Below are 15,975 nucleotides of genomic sequence, written 5' to 3' on the forward strand. Positions count from 1 at the left end.
TCATGACTACTGAAGGGATGACGATGTCGACTTATGAATTTACGGTAACGGTCAAGACGCAGTACCTGCCCGAGCAATCGGCACCCGACCAGGGGCGGCACGTGTTCAGCTACACGATTCGCGTGGTCAACAGTGGCACTGTTGGCGCGCAACTGATTTCGCGCCACTGGGTCATCACCGATGCGGACAACAAGGTGGAAGAGGTACGCGGCCTGGGCGCCGTTGGCCACCAGCCGCTGCTGCAGCCGGGCGAACAGTTCGAATACACGAGCGGCACCATGCTGGCCACGCCGCAAGGCTCGATGCACGGCGAGTACTTTTGCGTGGCCGAAGATGGCCATCAGTTCGACGCGCCGATTCCCGAGTTCGTGCTGTCGGTGCCGCGTACCTTGCATTAAGGAAACGCCGGGGGGGCTTGCCCCCTTACTTCAGTTTTTCGGTGGCGTCCTCTTCTTCACTGAGCTGCTTGCGTGCCGGCGGTGCGGGCTTTTTGCCCGAATACATGGTCCACCAGACTATAAATGCCAGCAAGAAGAACGCCACCAGCGCCTCTATCATCAAGATCCACATACGCACCCCTATGTTATTTACCCGCAGCTTAGTATTTACCCGCCGTCTGTTGACACGCGGTAGTCTACCCGTTTCAATCGGCGCCGTCGCGCTTGCACTTTCCGCCTGTACCACGCCGCCTGCGCCGCCCGCTGCCAGCGGCAAGGCGCCGCCCATCGCGCCGACCGTCGTCAAGCCGGTGCCGGCCAAGCCCGCCGATGCCAAGGATGCCACGGATGTGGCGGCGCCCACCTTCGTGCCCGCCAAGTTTGCCGCCTTGCCCGGCTGGGCGCGCGACGACATGCGCGCCGCCTGGCCCGCCTTCATGGCTTCGTGCGGCGTGCTGGTGAAACGTCCGGACTGGAAGGAATCGTGCACGATTGCGCGTCAGGTGAATGCCGACAGCGACAAGGCCATCCGCCTGTTTTTCGAGACCTCTTTGTGCCAAATCAAGTCATTACCGCTGATGGCGCCAATACTGGATTGGTGACCGGCTACTATGAGCCGCTGCTGCACGGCGCGCGCAAGCGCGGTGGCCCATACCAGACACCGCTGTACAAGGTGCCTGACGACTTGGTCTCGGTGGACTTGTCCGGCGTGTATCCGGAATTGAAAAACATGCGCCTGCGGGGCAAGCTGGTCGGCAAGAAGGTGATCCCGTACGCCACGCGCGCCGACATCGAGCGCGCCACGTCCGTGACGGGCAAGGAATTGCTGTGGGTGGATGACGAAGTCGAGGCGTTCTTCCTGCAAGTGCAGGGTTCCGGGCGCGTGCAGCTGACTGATACGCAGGAAACCGTGCGCGTGGCGTATGCGGATCAAAACGGCCATCCGTATAAATCGATCGGCCGCTACCTGGTCGACAAGGGCGAACTGACCCTGAGCCAGGCGTCCGCGCAGGGCATCAAGGCGTGGATCGCCGGCCACCCGACGCGCAAGGATGAATTGTTCAATGCCAATCCCAGTTATGTCTTCTTCAAGGAGGAGCGCCTGCCCGACCCGAAAGTAGGTCCGAAGGGCGCGCTGGGCGTGCCGTTGACACCGCAGCGTTCGGTGGCCATCGATTCGCGCTTCCTGCCGTTGGGCGCGCCCGTGTTCCTGTCCACCACGCAAGCCAATAGCGAGATTCCCATGCAGCGCCTGGTGATGGCGCAAGATACGGGCGGCGCCATTCGCGGGCCTATCCGTGTCGATTACTTCTTTGGTTTTGGCGCGGAAGCGGCCGAGAATGCGGGCCGCATGAAGCAGAGCGGCGCCGTGTGGGTGTTGTTGCCGAAGCAGGCGCCGGCGCGCTGAGTTGCTGCACGCGACGCCGGGGTAGCTATGGTCTGGCTTAACGCAGAACCATGACGGGCAAGTGCGTATGCGCCAGCACTTTTTGCGTTTCGCTGCCCACGAACAGCTTGTTCAAGCCCTTGCGGCCATGCGAGGCCATTAGATGATGTCGCAATGATAGGTTTGCGCCGCGTTGACGATTTCTTCGTGCGGGCTCGGCGAGACTGCTACCACGCCTTCGAAGGGCACGCCGGCGGCGCGTGCCGCTTCGCCGATCTTGTCGATGGCGCGTTGCGAGGCTTCCTGCATTTGTTGTTCATACAGGCTGGCGTCGAGCACGATGCCGCCGTCGGCCATCGGCGAGAACGGGAAAGGCTGCACCACGCTGATGGCGATCAGCTTGGCCTTGTTCAATTGGGCGAAGGCGAGGGCGGTCTCGGCGGCTTTGTCGGACAGCGGCGAGCCGTCGGTGGGAAATAAGATGGCGTTAAACATGGCGTACTCCTCAAGTGATGTCAGACAGCTTATGGATTTACATCAATTAAAACCTTGATGTAAATCAAACCTCACAGGCTTTGGCAGAAATAGTGTCGCCAAAGCAATCTTTTGTCAGTGTATGCCCATTCATCGCTTCAGGTGCGCACGCTACGCAGCGGCGTGCCCCCACACCATGGCGGCCGTCAACAGGATACTGCCTGCCGCGATGCAGGCCAGACCATTGCGCACGCCAAAGTGTTCCGCCACCCAGCCGGCGGCCAGCGCACCCAGCGGCGCCGTCGCCACCGTCAGGAAGCGCATGGTCGACGTCATCCTGCCCAGCATGGGATCGGGCGTGACCTTCTGGCGCAAGCCCAGGTAGGGAATAAAGAACAGCATCACGCCGCAATCGAAAAAGAACATCAATATGGCATAAGCGACGGCGCTGGCGGCCGCGCTGCCGAACAGTGCGGCGGGAATCGTTGGCGTCAGGGCAAAGCACACGGAGGTGGATGCCAGGCCGATCAGGATGGTGCGGCCGGCGCCGTAGCGCTTCGTCAATGGCTTGACGATGAAGGCGCTGAGCAAGACGCCGGCACCGCCCAGCATCTGCGTCATGCCCAGTACGCCAGGGCTCATGCCCAGGTCGCGCGTGGCGAACAGCACCGTCAAGGCCATGCTGGCGTAAAACAGGAAGTGCCAGATACCGGCGCCCCAGGCCAGCGCGCGCAGCAGCGGTTCGCGCCAGACAAACAGCAAGCCGTCGGCGATGTCGCGCAAGGCGTGCTTGCTTGACGGCGCCGGGCGTGGGTCGCGCACGCTCATGGCGCGCAGATTGAAGACGGAAATCAGATAGCCGCAAGCCGTACACAGGATGGCGACGGGTGCGGACAGCACTTGCACCAGCACGCCGGCCAGGCCGGGACCGATCAGGCGCGAAGCCGATTCGGTGGCGGCAAATTTTGATTGCGCATCGATCAAGCCGTCGCGCCCCACCAAAAAGGTCAAAAAGACCTGTTCGGCGCCGCCGCCGACGACGAAGCCCGTGCCGATGACGAATCCCACAATATATAACCATGGCATCGACAGTACGCCGCACCAGTAAGCGACGGCCACGCTGGCCAGGGCCAGGCCGGACATGCTTTCGCTGAACAGCATGATCGGGTGCTTGCTGCGCCGGTCCAGCAGCACGCCGACGGGCAAGCCGAAGAGGGCAAACGGCAGCGCCTGCAGGGCGACCAGCACGCCCATCTGTTCCGGCGTCGCATGCAATAACAATACCGCGCACAGGGGCAGGGCCAGCGAGGTGATCTGGGCGCCGAAGCAATTGAGGCCGTTGCTGAACCACAGGCGGCGGAAATTGACGCTGGCTGCGCTACCGTCGCCGCGCAGGTGGTTTGCGCAGTACTGGAAGAGGGCGGAGAAAATACGCTGCTCGATAAAGGTGGCCGGGCTCACAATAATAGCAGCGCACCTGCCGCGCCGCTGCCGTTAGCCGCTACAATCGTCACACCGTTCATTGAGAGGAGACACTATGCAATATGAAGACCTGATCATCGACATCCAGGACAAAGTAGCACTGATACGCCTGAACCGCCCCAAGGCCTTGAACGCCTTGAACGACAACATGATGAGTGAGCTGGGCCACGCCTTGCTTAAATTCGATGCGGACGAGAATATCGGCTGTATCGTGCTCACGGGCAGCGAAAAAGCGTTTGCCGCCGGCGCCGATATCGCGGCCATGGCCGACTACACTTATCCCGATACCTTTACCCAGGGCTACATCAGCCGCAACTGGGAGTATATCTTGCGCGTGCGCAAACCCGTGGTGGGCGCGGTGGCCGGCTACGCACTCGGTGGCGGCTGCGAACTGGCCATGATGTGCGATTTCCTGATCGCCGCCGACAGCGCCAAATTTGGTCAGCCGGAAATCAAGGTCGGCGTCACGCCGGGCGCGGGCGGTACGCAGCGTCTGCCGCGTGCCATCGGCAAGGCCAAGGCCATGGATCTGCTGTTGACGGCGCGCACCATCGATGCCGCCGAGGCGGAGCGCATCGGCCTGGTGTCGCGCGTGGTGCCGGCCGATAAGTTGCTGGAAGAAACCCTGGCTGCCGCCAAGACCATCGCCGCCATGCCGACTTCGGTTGCCATGATGATCAAGGATTGCGTCAACCGCGCCTTTGAAACGACCCTGACCGATGGCGTCGCCTACGAGCGCCGTTTATTCCAGGCCGCCTTCGGTACGCCTGCACAAAAAGAAGGCATGCATGCTTTCCTGGAAAAGCGCTTGCCAAACTTCGACGGTCTTTGATATGATTCGCCTCCCCGATGAGACGCAGCGGTTTTAGCGAAACAGAGGGAGCCGGATGCAGTAGCAAACGGCAAAAAAGAAGGTTGACGAATTAGCCGAAACGCTTCATACTCTTCCTTCTTCGCAGCTGACAAACACAACGCTTTGTCGATAGCGCGAGAGTGGTAAATAAGCAGTACCGAATACAGTTCTTTAACAATTAACAGTCGATAAGTGTGGACATTTGATGTAGTGCAGCAGCGATCTTCGGATTGCTGTAATACTTAAAATATATCAAATGTTCACAAGAAATAATGAAATAGGATACTTCTTCGGAAGTAGCCTGTCAGTTTTTTGAGTGAGCGACCCGTCAGCAATGACGGTGCCTGTAAAAGGGCAAAGTAACAGAGATTAAACTGAAGAGTTTGATCCTGGCTCAGATTGAACGCTGGCGGCATGCCTTACACATGCAAGTCGAACGGCAGCACGGAGCTTGCTCTGGTGGCGAGTGGCGAACGGGTGAGTAATATATCGGAACGTACCCTGGAGTGGGGGATAACGTAGCGAAAGTTACGCTAATACCGCATACGATCTAAGGATGAAAGTGGGGGATCGCAAGACCTCATGCTCGTGGAGCGGCCGATATCTGATTAGCTAGTTGGTAGGGTAAAAGCCTACCAAGGCATCGATCAGTAGCTGGTCTGAGAGGACGACCAGCCACACTGGAACTGAGACACGGTCCAGACTCCTACGGGAGGCAGCAGTGGGGAATTTTGGACAATGGGCGAAAGCCTGATCCAGCAATGCCGCGTGAGTGAAGAAGGCCTTCGGGTTGTAAAGCTCTTTTGTCAGGGAAGAAACGGTGAAGGCTAATATCCTTTGCTAATGACGGTACCTGAAGAATAAGCACCGGCTAACTACGTGCCAGCAGCCGCGGTAATACGTAGGGTGCAAGCGTTAATCGGAATTACTGGGCGTAAAGCGTGCGCAGGCGGTTTTGTAAGTCTGATGTGAAATCCCCGGGCTCAACCTGGGAATTGCATTGGAGACTGCAAGGCTAGAATCTGGCAGAGGGGGGTAGAATTCCACGTGTAGCAGTGAAATGCGTAGATATGTGGAGGAACACCGATGGCGAAGGCAGCCCCCTGGGTCAAGATTGACGCTCATGCACGAAAGCGTGGGGAGCAAACAGGATTAGATACCCTGGTAGTCCACGCCCTAAACGATGTCTACTAGTTGTCGGGTCTTAATTGACTTGGTAACGCAGCTAACGCGTGAAGTAGACCGCCTGGGGAGTACGGTCGCAAGATTAAAACTCAAAGGAATTGACGGGGACCCGCACAAGCGGTGGATGATGTGGATTAATTCGATGCAACGCGAAAAACCTTACCTACCCTTGACATGGCTGGAATCCCCGAGAGATTGGGGAGTGCTCGAAAGAGAACCAGTACACAGGTGCTGCATGGCTGTCGTCAGCTCGTGTCGTGAGATGTTGGGTTAAGTCCCGCAACGAGCGCAACCCTTGTCATTAGTTGCTACGAAAGGGCACTCTAATGAGACTGCCGGTGACAAACCGGAGGAAGGTGGGGATGACGTCAAGTCCTCATGGCCCTTATGGGTAGGGCTTCACACGTCATACAATGGTACATACAGAACGCCGCCAACCCGCGAGGGGGAGCTAATCGCAGAAAGTGTATCGTAGTCCGGATTGTAGTCTGCAACTCGACTGCATGAAGTTGGAATCGCTAGTAATCGCGGATCAGCATGTCGCGGTGAATACGTTCCCGGGTCTTGTACACACCGCCCGTCACACCATGGGAGCGGGTTTTACCAGAAGTAGGTAGCTTAACCGTAAGGAGGGCGCTTACCACGGTAGGATTCGTGACTGGGGTGAAGTCGTAACAAGGTAGCCGTATCGGAAGGTGCGGCTGGATCACCTCCTTTCTAGAGTTTGCACGAATCAGGTAACTGGTTCACGCATCAAATGTTCACACTTATCGGCTGTTAGTAAGAGAAGAAACAGTAGTCGTAGTAGCACCGCGTTGGGGCTGTAGCTCAGCTGGTTAGAGCACCGTGTTGATAACGCGGGGGTCGTTGGTTCGAGTCCAACCAGCCCTACCAGCTAATTAGTAAAATCTCAGGGGGATTAGCTCAGCTGGGAGAGCACCTGCTTTGCAAGCAGGGGGTCGTCGGTTCGATCCCGTCATCCTCCACCACGTTTTACCGAAAGTGCAAATGTAAGCCAGTCAAATAGACCCGGTTTAGATTTGATCTTTTAGCGATCAAAGCTGTTTCGTTCTTTAACAATCTGGAAGAAGTAAAGATTATTTATTGATCGGTTTGCCGTAAAAAGCGAATCGATGGGTAATGATTGTATGTATCAACAAACAAGCAACAACGTTGTACTTTCTTATCCCTGTAGCGCTCTTTCATCATGTAAATGTTGAGAGGCTAACGTTATAGGGACAAGCGAATAAGTGCACATGGTGGATGCCTTGGCGATTACAGGCGATGAAGGACGTAGTAGCTTGCGATAAGCTGCGGGGAGTGAGCAAACACACTTTGATCCGCAGATTTCCGAATGGGGCAACCCACCCTTTTAGGGTATTGCATACTGAATACATAGGTATGCAAGGCGAACGCGGCGAACTGAAACATCTAAGTAGCTGCAGGAAAAGAAATCAACCGAGATTCCCAAAGTAGCGGCGAGCGAAATGGGAAGAGCCTGTACGTGATAGTCGGACCGATAACAGAATCCTCTGGAAATAGGAGCCATAGTGGGTGATAGCCCCGTATGTGAAATCGGACCGGTGGTACTAAGCGTACGACAAGTAGGGCGGGACACGTGACATCCTGTCTGAATATGGGGGGACCATCCTCCAAGGCTAAATACTCGTAATCGACCGATAGTGAACCAGTACCGTGAGGGAAAGGCGAAAAGAACCCCGGAAGGGGAGTGAAATAGATCCTGAAACCGTGTGCATACAAACAGTAGGAGCGGACTTGTTCCGTGACTGCGTACCTTTTGTATAATGGGTCAGCGACTTACATTCAGTGGCAAGGTTAACCATATAGGGAAGCCGTAGAGAAATCGAGTCCGAATAGGGCGATCAGTCGCTGGGTGTAGACCCGAAACCAAGTGATCTACTCATGGCCAGGATGAAGGTGCGGTAACACGCCCTGGAGGTCCGAACCCACTAATGTTGAAAAATTAGGGGATGAGCTGTGGGTAGGGGTGAAAGGCTAAACAAACTTGGAAATAGCTGGTTCTCTCCGAAAACTATTTAGGTAGTGCCTCAAGTATCACCATCGGGGGTAGAGCACTGTTATGGCTAGGGGGTCATTGCGACTTACCAAACCATTGCAAACTCCGAATACCGATGAGTGCGAGCTTGGGAGACAGACGTCGGGTGCTAACGTCCGGCGTCAAGAGGGAAACAACCCAGACCGCCAGCTAAGGTCCCAAAGATTGGCTAAGTGGAAAACGAAGTGGGAAGGCTAAAACAGTCAGGATGTTGGCTTAGAAGCAGCCATCATTTAAAGAAAGCGTAATAGCTCACTGATCGAGTCGTCCTGCGCGGAAGATGTAACGGGGCTAAGCCAGTCACCGAAGCTGCGGATATCCTTTATTGGATATGGTAGGAGAGCGTTCTGTAAGCCTGCGAAGGTGTCTTGTAAAGGATGCTGGAGGTATCAGAAGTGCGAATGCTGACATGAGTAGCGATAATGGGGGTGAAAAGCCTCCACGCCGTAAGCCCAAGGTTTCCTGTTCAACGTTCATCGGAGCAGGGTGAGTCGGCCCCTAAGGCGAGGCAGAGATGCGTAGCTGATGGAAAGCAGGTTAATATTCCTGCACCGTCGTATGATGCGATGGGGGGACGGATCGCGGAAGGTTGTCTGACTGTTGGAATAGTCAGTTTCTGTCTCATAGAAGGCGCTTAGGCAAATCCGGGCGCGGAATTCAAGGGGATGGGACGAGTGAACTTGTTCACGAAGCAATCGGAAGTGGTTCCAAGAAAAGCCTCTAAGCTTCAGTCATACGAGACCGTACCGCAAACCGACACAGGTGGGCGAGATGAGTATTCTAAGGCGCTTGAGAGAACTCGGGAGAAGGAACTCGGCAAATTGGTACCGTAACTTCGGGAAAAGGTACGCCCCGGTAGCTTGATTGGTTTACTCCATGAGGGTGAAAGGGTTGCAATAAACTGGTGGCTGCGACTGTTTAATAAAAACACAGCACTCTGCAAACACGAAAGTGGACGTATAGGGTGTGACGCCTGCCCGGTGCTGGAAGATTAAATGATGGGGTGCAAGCTCTTGATTGAAGTCCCAGTAAACGGCGGCCGTAACTATAACGGTCCTAAGGTAGCGAAATTCCTTGTCGGGTAAGTTCCGACCTGCACGAATGGCGTAACGATGGCCACACTGTCTCCTCCCGAGACTCAGCGAAGTTGAAATGTTTGTGATGATGCAATCTACCCGCGGCTAGACGGAAAGACCCCATGAACCTTTACTGTAGCTTTGCATTGGACTTTGAACCAATCTGTGTAGGATAGGTGGGAGGCTTTGAAGCGGGGACGCTAGTTCTCGTGGAGCCAACCTTGAAATACCACCCTGGTTTGTTTGAGGTTCTAACCTTGGTCCGTTATCCGGATCGGGGACAGTGCATGGTAGGCAGTTTGACTGGGGCGGTCTCCTCCTAAAGTGTAACGGAGGAGTTCGAAGGTACGCTAGATACGGTCGGACATCGTGTTGATAGTGCAATGGCATAAGCGTGCTTAACTGCGAGACTGACAAGTCGAGCAGGTACGAAAGTAGGACATAGTGATCCGGTGGTTCTGTATGGAAGGGCCATCGCTCAACGGATAAAAGGTACTCTGGGGATAACAGGCTGATTCCTCCCAAGAGTTCATATCGACGGGGGAGTTTGGCACCTCGATGTCGGCTCATCACATCCTGGGGCTGTAGCCGGTCCCAAGGGTATGGCTGTTCGCCATTTAAAGTGGTACGTGAGCTGGGTTTAAAACGTCGTGAGACAGTTTGGTCCCTATCTGCCGTGGGCGTTGGAAATTTGAAGGGGGCTGCTCCTAGTACGAGAGGACCGGAGTGGACGAACCTCTGGTGTACCGGTTGTCACGCCAGTGGCATTGCCGGGTAGCTAAGTTCGGAAGAGATAACCGCTGAAAGCATCTAAGCGGGAAACTTGCCTTGAGATGAGATTTCCCAGAGCCTTGAGCTCTTTGAAGGGTCGTTCGAGACCAGGACGTTGATAGGCTGGGTGTGGAAGTGCAGTAATGCATTAAGCTAACCAGTACTAATTGCCCGTACGGCTTGTCCCTATAACCTTAGCAGGTACAGAGGATGAGAAAGTACATGTTGCGTGAATGTTGATCGCAATCATTACCCCTTAGTGTTGTAACACTAATACCTCAATACATAATCCTACTTCTTCCAGATTCATGGCTTTGTCGTCCTACAGGAGACAAACGCCAGTACAAGTTATGCCTGATGACCATAGCAAGTTGGTCCCACCCCTTCCCATCCCGAACAGGACCGTGAAACAACTTTGCGCCGATGATAGTGCTGCAACCAGTGTGAAAGTAGGTTATCGTCAGGCTTGTTATTCGAAAAAACCCCCATCGGTGATCCGCTGGGGGTTTTTTTATGTCCGCTAATTTTATCTACGCCAGCGCTTGCACGGCGCACGGATGAAAAAAAGGCAGCGCTGCGCGCTGCCGTTGTCATTTTCAGATCAGATTTCTCGCAGTATCCGCTGGAATAGATGATTCAAATCCTGCATCCCGGCGGGTTTTTTTCTTTCTCCACGCTGAAATTTTCCAGTCTGGCCAATTCCGATTCGATAAATGCATTGAGCTTGTCGATGCGTGGGGCTAATTCCTTCTCCAGCGCGAGCTTTTTACGCTCGAGCAGCCTGTGAATTTCCTCCAGCAAGCCCTCTTCCTTTGGTAGCAGGTGCAGCAGGGCCGCAAATTCGATGGGCGGCGCCGTGCGATAAGTTTCTATCCAGCGCGTGGCCAGCAAGGGGCGCAATACATAAAAATATTTCTTCAAAGGCACCATCTCCGCCATCAGATAGCCGCGGTAATTGGTCTTGGCCATGCTGCGGTAATGGTAGATACCCTTTTCCAGCGTATAGATGGAATTGAGCAAGGCTTGGATGCCAGTCTTGAAATGGCCATTTTCGATATATTGTATCGGCGACTGTATCCATTCAATCACGGCGGGATTGGAGCGCCTGAATAGCTGGAGCGCCTTGCGCACATCCCATCCATTGAGGTCGATATCGTCGACGATGGGATATTCGATCACGTCGCGCTTGTCTTCCAGGTCGACGCTCAAGTACCAGTCTTCAGGCCGGGCATAGATGAAACGCACGTCGAAGTCGCTATTGGGCGACGCAAAGCCCCAGGCGCGGCTGCCGGACTCAATGGCCAGCAGTATCCGTACGCCTTCCTTTTCTTCCACGGCCGCCAGGCGGCGCATGATTTCTACTCGTATTTCTTCAGGAATCATTGTCATTATGTATTAGTTGCTTGCAGACACTTTATCCCAATCAAGGGCAAAGCGGGCGAGGTATTTCTTGAGCCGGTCGGCATCGTTCGGCCTGGCTTTCGCCGCGCGCGATGCCGCATACAGTGTGCGGCCCGCGTCGGACAGGCTGTTCGCCTGCCGGCACACCTTGATGACTGCCTGCAGCTGCAGCGCATCGAACAGGTCCAGCTGCGCGGCGGCCGTTTCTCCCATGATCTGCGCCAGTGCCACCTCGTTTCCATCAGGCCGTTCGCCATGATGCCGCCACAGGCGGCGTAGGCGCGCCGTTTCCTCGTCCACCACCTGGTCCGTGATGCGCCCCGCTTCCGACAAGGTGGCCAGACGCGTGACGGCGGCGGACAAATCGCGGAAATTGCCGTGCCAGGCGGCCGATGGCGATGCGGCGAAGCGCATGAAGCGTTCGCGCGCCTCCTTGTTGAAGCGCACTCGCTCTCCCGTCTCCGCGCCGTACTGCGCCAGCAGGTAGTCGAGGTTTGGCTCGATGTCTTCCGGCCGCTGTGCCAGGCCGGGCAATGCATAGGTCCACAAGTTAATGCGCGCATACAGGTCTTCGCGAAAGCGGCCGGCCGCCACCTCCTTGCCCAGGTCGCGGTTGGTGCCGGCGATCAGCTGGAAGTCGCTTTGCACCTCCGTATCGGCGCCGACGGGAAAGAAGCGCTTTTCCTCGATCGCTTTCAGCAGCATCGCCTGTTCATCGAGTCCCAGTTCGCCGATTTCATCGAGAAACAGCAAGCCCTTGTGCGCGCTGCGCAGCAAGCCTGGCCTATCCGAACCCGCACCTGTAAATGAACCCTTGATATGGCCGAACAGGGTGGAAGCGGCGCCGTCGCCATGCAAGGTGGCGCAATTGAGGTCGATGAATTTGCCGTCGATCTGGTGGCGCGATTTTTTCAGTTCATACACGCGGCGCGCGAGGAAGGATTTGCCGGCACCGGTAGGTCCCATCAGCAGCATGGGGGCCTTCGATTTGATGGCGACGCGCTCGATTTCCTCGATCATGCCATTGAACTTCGCATTACGCGTGGCGATGCCGGACTTCAGGAAGGCGACGCCTTCTGCCTGCTCGCGCGTAAAACGCTGCGCGATCTGGTCGTAACGCGACAGATCGAGGTCGATCAGCGCGTAACTGCCGGGATTGCCAATGGCCTGGCGTTTCGGCGGCGACGTCTGCACGAGGCGGCCCGGGAAATAGCGCGCTTCCGTCATCAGGAACATGCAGATTTGCGCCACGTGGCTGCCGGTGGTGATGTGGATCCAGTACTCCTCATTGTCAGGATCGAAGGGATAGCTGTTGGCGAAATCATAGAGGGCGCCATACACGTCTTCAAAATCCCAGGCATCGCTGATCGGCAGATCGTGCGCGAGCAGTTGCGTTTCCGGCGAGACGCTGGCGATGTCCTGCGACACCTGGCGTACCAGATTATCGAACTGCCTGCCTGCATACAGCAGCTCGAAGCGGTCGATGATCCTGTCTTCATGCTGGGTCAGCGCGACGCTGGGCCGCCACTTTTCCCAGCGTGCCGTTCCCCTGCCATTGTCGAGCTGCGTGCCGAGAAAGCCGATGACGACGGTACGTTTTGCTTGCATAGTTGGGATAAATATTTATCTTAAAAGATAATTGTATTCCAAATTGCCGTGACAGGGATATTTTCAACGCATAGCTTGCGTGAAAATATTGTTTAATGAAATCAATGGCTTATGTAAATGTTTGAGGAAGTATTGAAAGCTGGCACAGCGCTTGCAATAGAGGAGATACCAACGAGATAAACGTAGAGAGCAGAGAGGAACGAAAAAATGGCCAATGCCCAGTTATTCCAGAGCGCGAAACAGAGTGCAACCTTGCCAGCGGCGCTGGCGCACAATGCCGAAGGCGCGCCAGCGTATGCGCTGACCCCACGCCATCAGCTGGCCCAGTATGCGGCCACGGGCTGCCTGAACACGACGTTTTATGCGAGCGCCGACGCGCAGCTGGCGATGGTACTGGAACTGTGCAAGGCGGTCGAACCGGCCTTCATCGCGCAAACGGCCGTGTACTGCCGCGAGCGGGGCTATATGAAGGATATGCCGGCCTTGCTGGTGGCCGTGCTGGCGGGGCAGGGCGCTGCAGAATTTACGCAGGCCTTCCAGCGCGTGATTAACAACGGCAAGATGCTGCGCAATTTCGTGCAAATCGTGCGTTCGGGTGTCATCGGCCGCAAATCGCTGGGATCGCGTCCGAAAAAGCTCGTGCAGGCATGGCTGAACGGCGCGTCGGAACAGGCCTTGCTGGCTGCCGCCGTGGGCAACGCGCCATCGCTGGCCGACGTGGTCAAGATGGTGCATCCGAAACCGCAGGAAGCGTGGCGCGCCGCCTTCTTCGCCTGGCTGATCGGCAAGCCCTACGATGCCGCGGAACTGCCGCCCGTGCTGGCCGCGTTCGAGGCTTACAAGCTTGATCCAGCGCAAGCGATTCCGGCAGTGCCGTTCCAGATGCTGACGGCGCTGCCCTTGAACGCACAGGCGTGGGCGCAGATCGCCCGCCAGGGCGGCTGGCAGATGGTGCGCATGAATTTGAACACCTTCGCCCGCCATGGCGTGTACGACATCGCCGGCATGCCGGAACTGATCGCCGCCAGGCTGCGCGATCCCGAGGCGATCGCCAGCTCGCGCGTGTTCCCGTACCAGCTGATGTCGGCGTACCTGGCCGCCGGCGACAAGGTACCGCGCATCGTGCACGCGGCGCTGGAGCAGGCGCTGGAAATATCGCTGGCGAACGTGCCGCGGATCGCCGGCAAGGTGGTGGTGTGTCCCCCGACGTTTCCGGCTCGATGGCCTCGCCCGTCAGCGGCTTTCGCGGCAGCGCCACCTCGAGCGTGCGCTGCATCGACGTGGCGGCTCTGGTGGCGGCGGCCATGCTGCGCAAGAATCCGGACGCGATGGTGCTGCCGTTCGAGCACAGCGTGGTGCAGTGCGCACTTGGCGCCGATGACAGCGTGATGGAGAATGCAGCCAGACTGGCGGCCATCGGCGGTGGCGGCACCAATTGCAGCGCGCCCCTGCTGCGCATGAACAGCAGGAAGGAGCTGGCCGACCTGGTGATTTATGTGTCCGATAACGAATCGTGGATAGACGCGAAGCGCAGCGGCGCCACGGCGACCATGGGACAGTGGCAGGTCTTCAAACAGCGCAATCCGCAGGCAAAGCTGGTGTGCATCGATATTGCGCCGCACGCCACCACGCAGGCGATGGAGCGCGAGGATATCCTGAACATCGGCGGCTTTTCCGATGACGTATTCAGGATCATCGCCGCCTTTGCCGCCGGCCAGCTTGACCCCGCCCACTGGGTGGGAGAAATTGCCGCCATCGATATCGCGGCACCAGCTTGTTGAAGTAAAGCGCATGAATGCGGACAAGACTACATAACAGACGTCTTGTCCAACCTTGTCATGCGCCGCAGTGCCCCGAATGCCGACAGGATTACATCGATCAGCCGCGTCAAACCGGCCTGGCAGGCGCAGTCAGCCTGGCAGAAAATCCTGTCCCCACCTTGTCGGGTTGTCCTACTGATTAAAATAGAAGATGAGAGAAGCGATGAAGAAAGAAGAATACGAAGTCCTGCATACCGAAGGCAGCCGTCCCGTCAAAATGTGGACGCGTGGCGTGCCTGTCGAAGAAGCGGCCAAAAAACAATTGCGCAACACGGCGACCCTGCCGTTCATCTACAAGCATATCGCCGTCATGCCCGACGTCCACCTGGGTAAAGGGTCGACCATCGGCAGCGTGATCCCTACCCTGGGTGCCGTGATTCCGGCGGCAGTGGGCGTCGATATCGGTTGCGGCATGATGGCGGCGAAAACCACGCTGACGGCGAATGATCTGCCCGATAACCTAGGGCCGCTGCGCAGCGCCATCGAGCGCGCCATTCCGCACGGGATGTCGCCGAAGACGCGCGGCCAGCGCGGCCGTGACGAGGGTTCCTGGCATACGCCGCCCTCGGTGGTCGATGCCGCGTGGCTGCAGCTGAAGGATGAATTCGACGCCATCTGCCTGAAAACGCCCAAGCTGAAGAACACGAACAATTATCGTCACCTGGGAACCCTGGGCAGCGGTAACCACTTCATCGAAGTGTGCCTCGATGAACAGGGTTCCGTGTGGTTCATGCTGCATTCCGGTTCGCGCGGCGTGGGTAACGCCATCGGCACGCATTTCATCGAACTGGCCAAGCAGGACATGCGCACCCACTTCATCAATCTGCCCGACCAGGACCTGGCCTATCTGGCTGAAGGCACGCAGCATTATGAAGATTACGTGGAGGCGGTGGGCTGGGCGCAGCGGTTTGCGCGCAACAACCGCGAAGTGATGATGCAGAATCTGATCGCGGCCGTGCGCACGGTCATTCATAAACCGTTCCAGACGCACGTGGAAGCCGTCAACTGCCACCATAACTATGTGCAGAAGGAGCACCACTTCGGCAAGGACGTGTTGATCACGCGCAAGGGCGCTGTCTCGGCCCGCGCCGGAGAATTGGGCATCATTCCCGGCTCCATGGGCGCGAAGAGCTTTATCGTGCGCGGCAAGGGCAATGCGGACAGTTTTCATAGCTGCAGCCACGGCGCGGGCCGCACGATGAGCCGCACGGAAGCGAAGCGGCGCTTCAGCCTGGACGACCAGATCCGCGCCACCGAGGGCGTGGAATGCCGCAAGGATGCAAACGTGATCGATGAAATTCCGATGGCCTACAAGGATATCGATGCGGTGATGCTGGCGCAGCGCGAACTGGTCGATGTCGTGCATATCCTGAAGCAGGTCGTCTGCGTCAAAGGTTAACAGAG

General features: G+C 56.9%; 10 protein-coding genes, 2 tRNA genes, 3 rRNA genes and 1 pseudogene. 10 read left to right on the plus strand and 6 right to left on the minus strand.

The genetic code is table 11. From position 1 onward, the window contains the following. The first annotated feature begins 23 nt into the window (after nucleotides 1-23). Nucleotides 24-398, plus strand: coding sequence for a Co2+/Mg2+ efflux protein ApaG (gene apaG / locus ACQVLG_RS11190; RefSeq protein WP_474294557.1), 375 nt, complete (start codon nucleotides 24-26; stop codon nucleotides 396-398). A 25-nt stretch (nucleotides 399-423) separates the two neighbouring features. On the opposite strand, the gene ACQVLG_RS11195 is transcribed toward apaG, so the two are convergent. Beyond that, entirely contained in the window at nucleotides 424-744 is a 321-nt protein-coding gene (locus ACQVLG_RS11195; RefSeq protein ID WP_474295933.1) for a hypothetical protein, read from the minus strand. Here ACQVLG_RS11195 and mltA point away from each other — a divergent pair. Continuing rightward, a pseudogene (gene mltA, locus ACQVLG_RS11200) lies at nucleotides 647-1,845 on the plus strand (murein transglycosylase A). The gene ACQVLG_RS11195 and the pseudogene mltA overlap by 98 nt on opposite strands. Before the next feature lie 37 nt (nucleotides 1,846-1,882). On the opposite strand, the gene ACQVLG_RS11205 reads toward mltA, so the two are convergent. From ACQVLG_RS11205 to ACQVLG_RS11215, 3 genes are all read right to left on the minus strand, one after another. Continuing rightward, nucleotides 1,883-1,984 (minus strand): universal stress protein, encoded by a 102-nt coding sequence (locus ACQVLG_RS11205; protein WP_474294559.1) that lies wholly within the window; start codon nucleotides 1,982-1,984, stop codon nucleotides 1,883-1,885. Beyond that, nucleotides 1,984-2,319, minus strand: coding sequence for a universal stress protein (locus ACQVLG_RS11210; RefSeq protein ID WP_474294561.1), 336 nt, complete (start codon nucleotides 2,317-2,319; stop codon nucleotides 1,984-1,986). The genes ACQVLG_RS11205 and ACQVLG_RS11210 overlap by 1 nt, the downstream gene beginning before the upstream one ends. Nucleotides 2,320-2,469: 150 nt before the next feature. Further along, on the minus strand, nucleotides 2,470-3,759 hold the full coding sequence (locus tag ACQVLG_RS11215) for an MFS transporter (RefSeq protein ID WP_474294563.1): 1,290 nt from the start codon (nucleotides 3,757-3,759) through the stop codon (nucleotides 2,470-2,472). Nucleotides 3,760-3,835: 76 nt separating this feature from the next. Between ACQVLG_RS11215 and ACQVLG_RS11220 the strand changes: the two genes are divergently transcribed. The 6 genes from ACQVLG_RS11220 to rrf all read left to right on the plus strand — a co-directional run bounded on the left by ACQVLG_RS11220 (nucleotide 3,836) and on the right by rrf (nucleotide 10,208). Further along, nucleotides 3,836-4,612: an enoyl-CoA hydratase gene (locus ACQVLG_RS11220; protein WP_474294565.1), complete on the plus strand. Its 777-nt coding sequence runs from the start codon at nucleotides 3,836-3,838 to the stop codon at nucleotides 4,610-4,612. 392 nt (nucleotides 4,613-5,004) lie between these two features. Further along, a 16S ribosomal RNA gene (locus ACQVLG_RS11225) occupies nucleotides 5,005-6,535 on the plus strand. A 100-nt stretch (nucleotides 6,536-6,635) separates the two neighbouring features. After that, nucleotides 6,636-6,712: transfer RNA gene (locus ACQVLG_RS11230), tRNA-Ile, on the plus strand. 19 nt (nucleotides 6,713-6,731) lie between these two features. Continuing rightward, nucleotides 6,732-6,807 (plus strand) — tRNA-Ala (locus ACQVLG_RS11235). A 247-nt stretch (nucleotides 6,808-7,054) separates the two neighbouring features. Further along, nucleotides 7,055-9,930: ribosomal RNA gene (locus ACQVLG_RS11240) — 23S ribosomal RNA — on the plus strand. Between the two features lie 165 nt (nucleotides 9,931-10,095). After that, a 5S ribosomal RNA gene (rrf, locus tag ACQVLG_RS11245) occupies nucleotides 10,096-10,208 on the plus strand. The 16S, 23S and 5S rRNA genes sit together here with 2 tRNA genes alongside, the layout of an rRNA operon. A 170-nt stretch (nucleotides 10,209-10,378) precedes the next feature. On the opposite strand, the gene ACQVLG_RS11250 is transcribed toward rrf, so the two are convergent. Continuing rightward, a complete protein-coding gene (locus tag ACQVLG_RS11250; protein ID WP_474294567.1) occupies nucleotides 10,379-11,131 on the minus strand; it encodes a nucleotidyltransferase domain-containing protein in 753 nt (250 codons plus the stop codon). Between the two features lie 6 nt (nucleotides 11,132-11,137). Continuing rightward, a complete protein-coding gene (rtcR, locus tag ACQVLG_RS11255) occupies nucleotides 11,138-12,751 on the minus strand; it encodes an RNA repair transcriptional activator RtcR (protein ID WP_474294569.1) in 1,614 nt (537 codons plus the stop codon). Nucleotides 12,752-13,971: 1,220 nt separating this feature from the next. Between rtcR and ACQVLG_RS11260 the strand changes: the two genes are divergently transcribed. Continuing rightward, entirely contained in the window at nucleotides 13,972-14,532 is a 561-nt protein-coding gene (locus ACQVLG_RS11260) for a hypothetical protein (RefSeq protein WP_474294572.1), read from the plus strand. 202 nt (nucleotides 14,533-14,734) lie between these two features. Beyond that, entirely contained in the window at nucleotides 14,735-15,970 is a 1,236-nt protein-coding gene (locus tag ACQVLG_RS11265) for an RtcB family protein (protein WP_474294574.1), read from the plus strand. The last annotated feature ends 5 nt before the right edge of the window (nucleotides 15,971-15,975 follow it).

It is taken from the genome of Janthinobacterium sp. TPC_1 (assembly GCF_056037845.1).

Bases quoted from the DNA above. Each gene is read 5' to 3' on its own strand.
- apaG (WP_474294557.1), top strand. From the start codon at position 24: ATGTCGACTTATGAATTTACGGTAACGGTCAAGACGCAGTACCTGCCC.
- ACQVLG_RS11205 (WP_474294559.1), bottom strand. From the start codon at position 1,984: ATGGCCTCGCATGGCCGCAAGGGCTTGAACAAGCTGTTCGTGGGCAGC.
- ACQVLG_RS11210 (WP_474294561.1), bottom strand. From the start codon at position 2,319: ATGTTTAACGCCATCTTATTTCCCACCGACGGCTCGCCGCTGTCCGAC.
- ACQVLG_RS11220 (WP_474294565.1), top strand. From the start codon at position 3,836: ATGCAATATGAAGACCTGATCATCGACATCCAGGACAAAGTAGCACTG.
- ACQVLG_RS11250 (WP_474294567.1), bottom strand. From the start codon at position 11,131: ATGACAATGATTCCTGAAGAAATACGAGTAGAAATCATGCGCCGCCTG.
- rtcR (WP_474294569.1), bottom strand. From the start codon at position 12,751: ATGCAAGCAAAACGTACCGTCGTCATCGGCTTTCTCGGCACGCAGCTC.
- ACQVLG_RS11260 (WP_474294572.1), top strand. From the start codon at position 13,972: ATGGCCTCGCCCGTCAGCGGCTTTCGCGGCAGCGCCACCTCGAGCGTG.
- ACQVLG_RS11265 (WP_474294574.1), top strand. From the start codon at position 14,735: ATGAAGAAAGAAGAATACGAAGTCCTGCATACCGAAGGCAGCCGTCCC.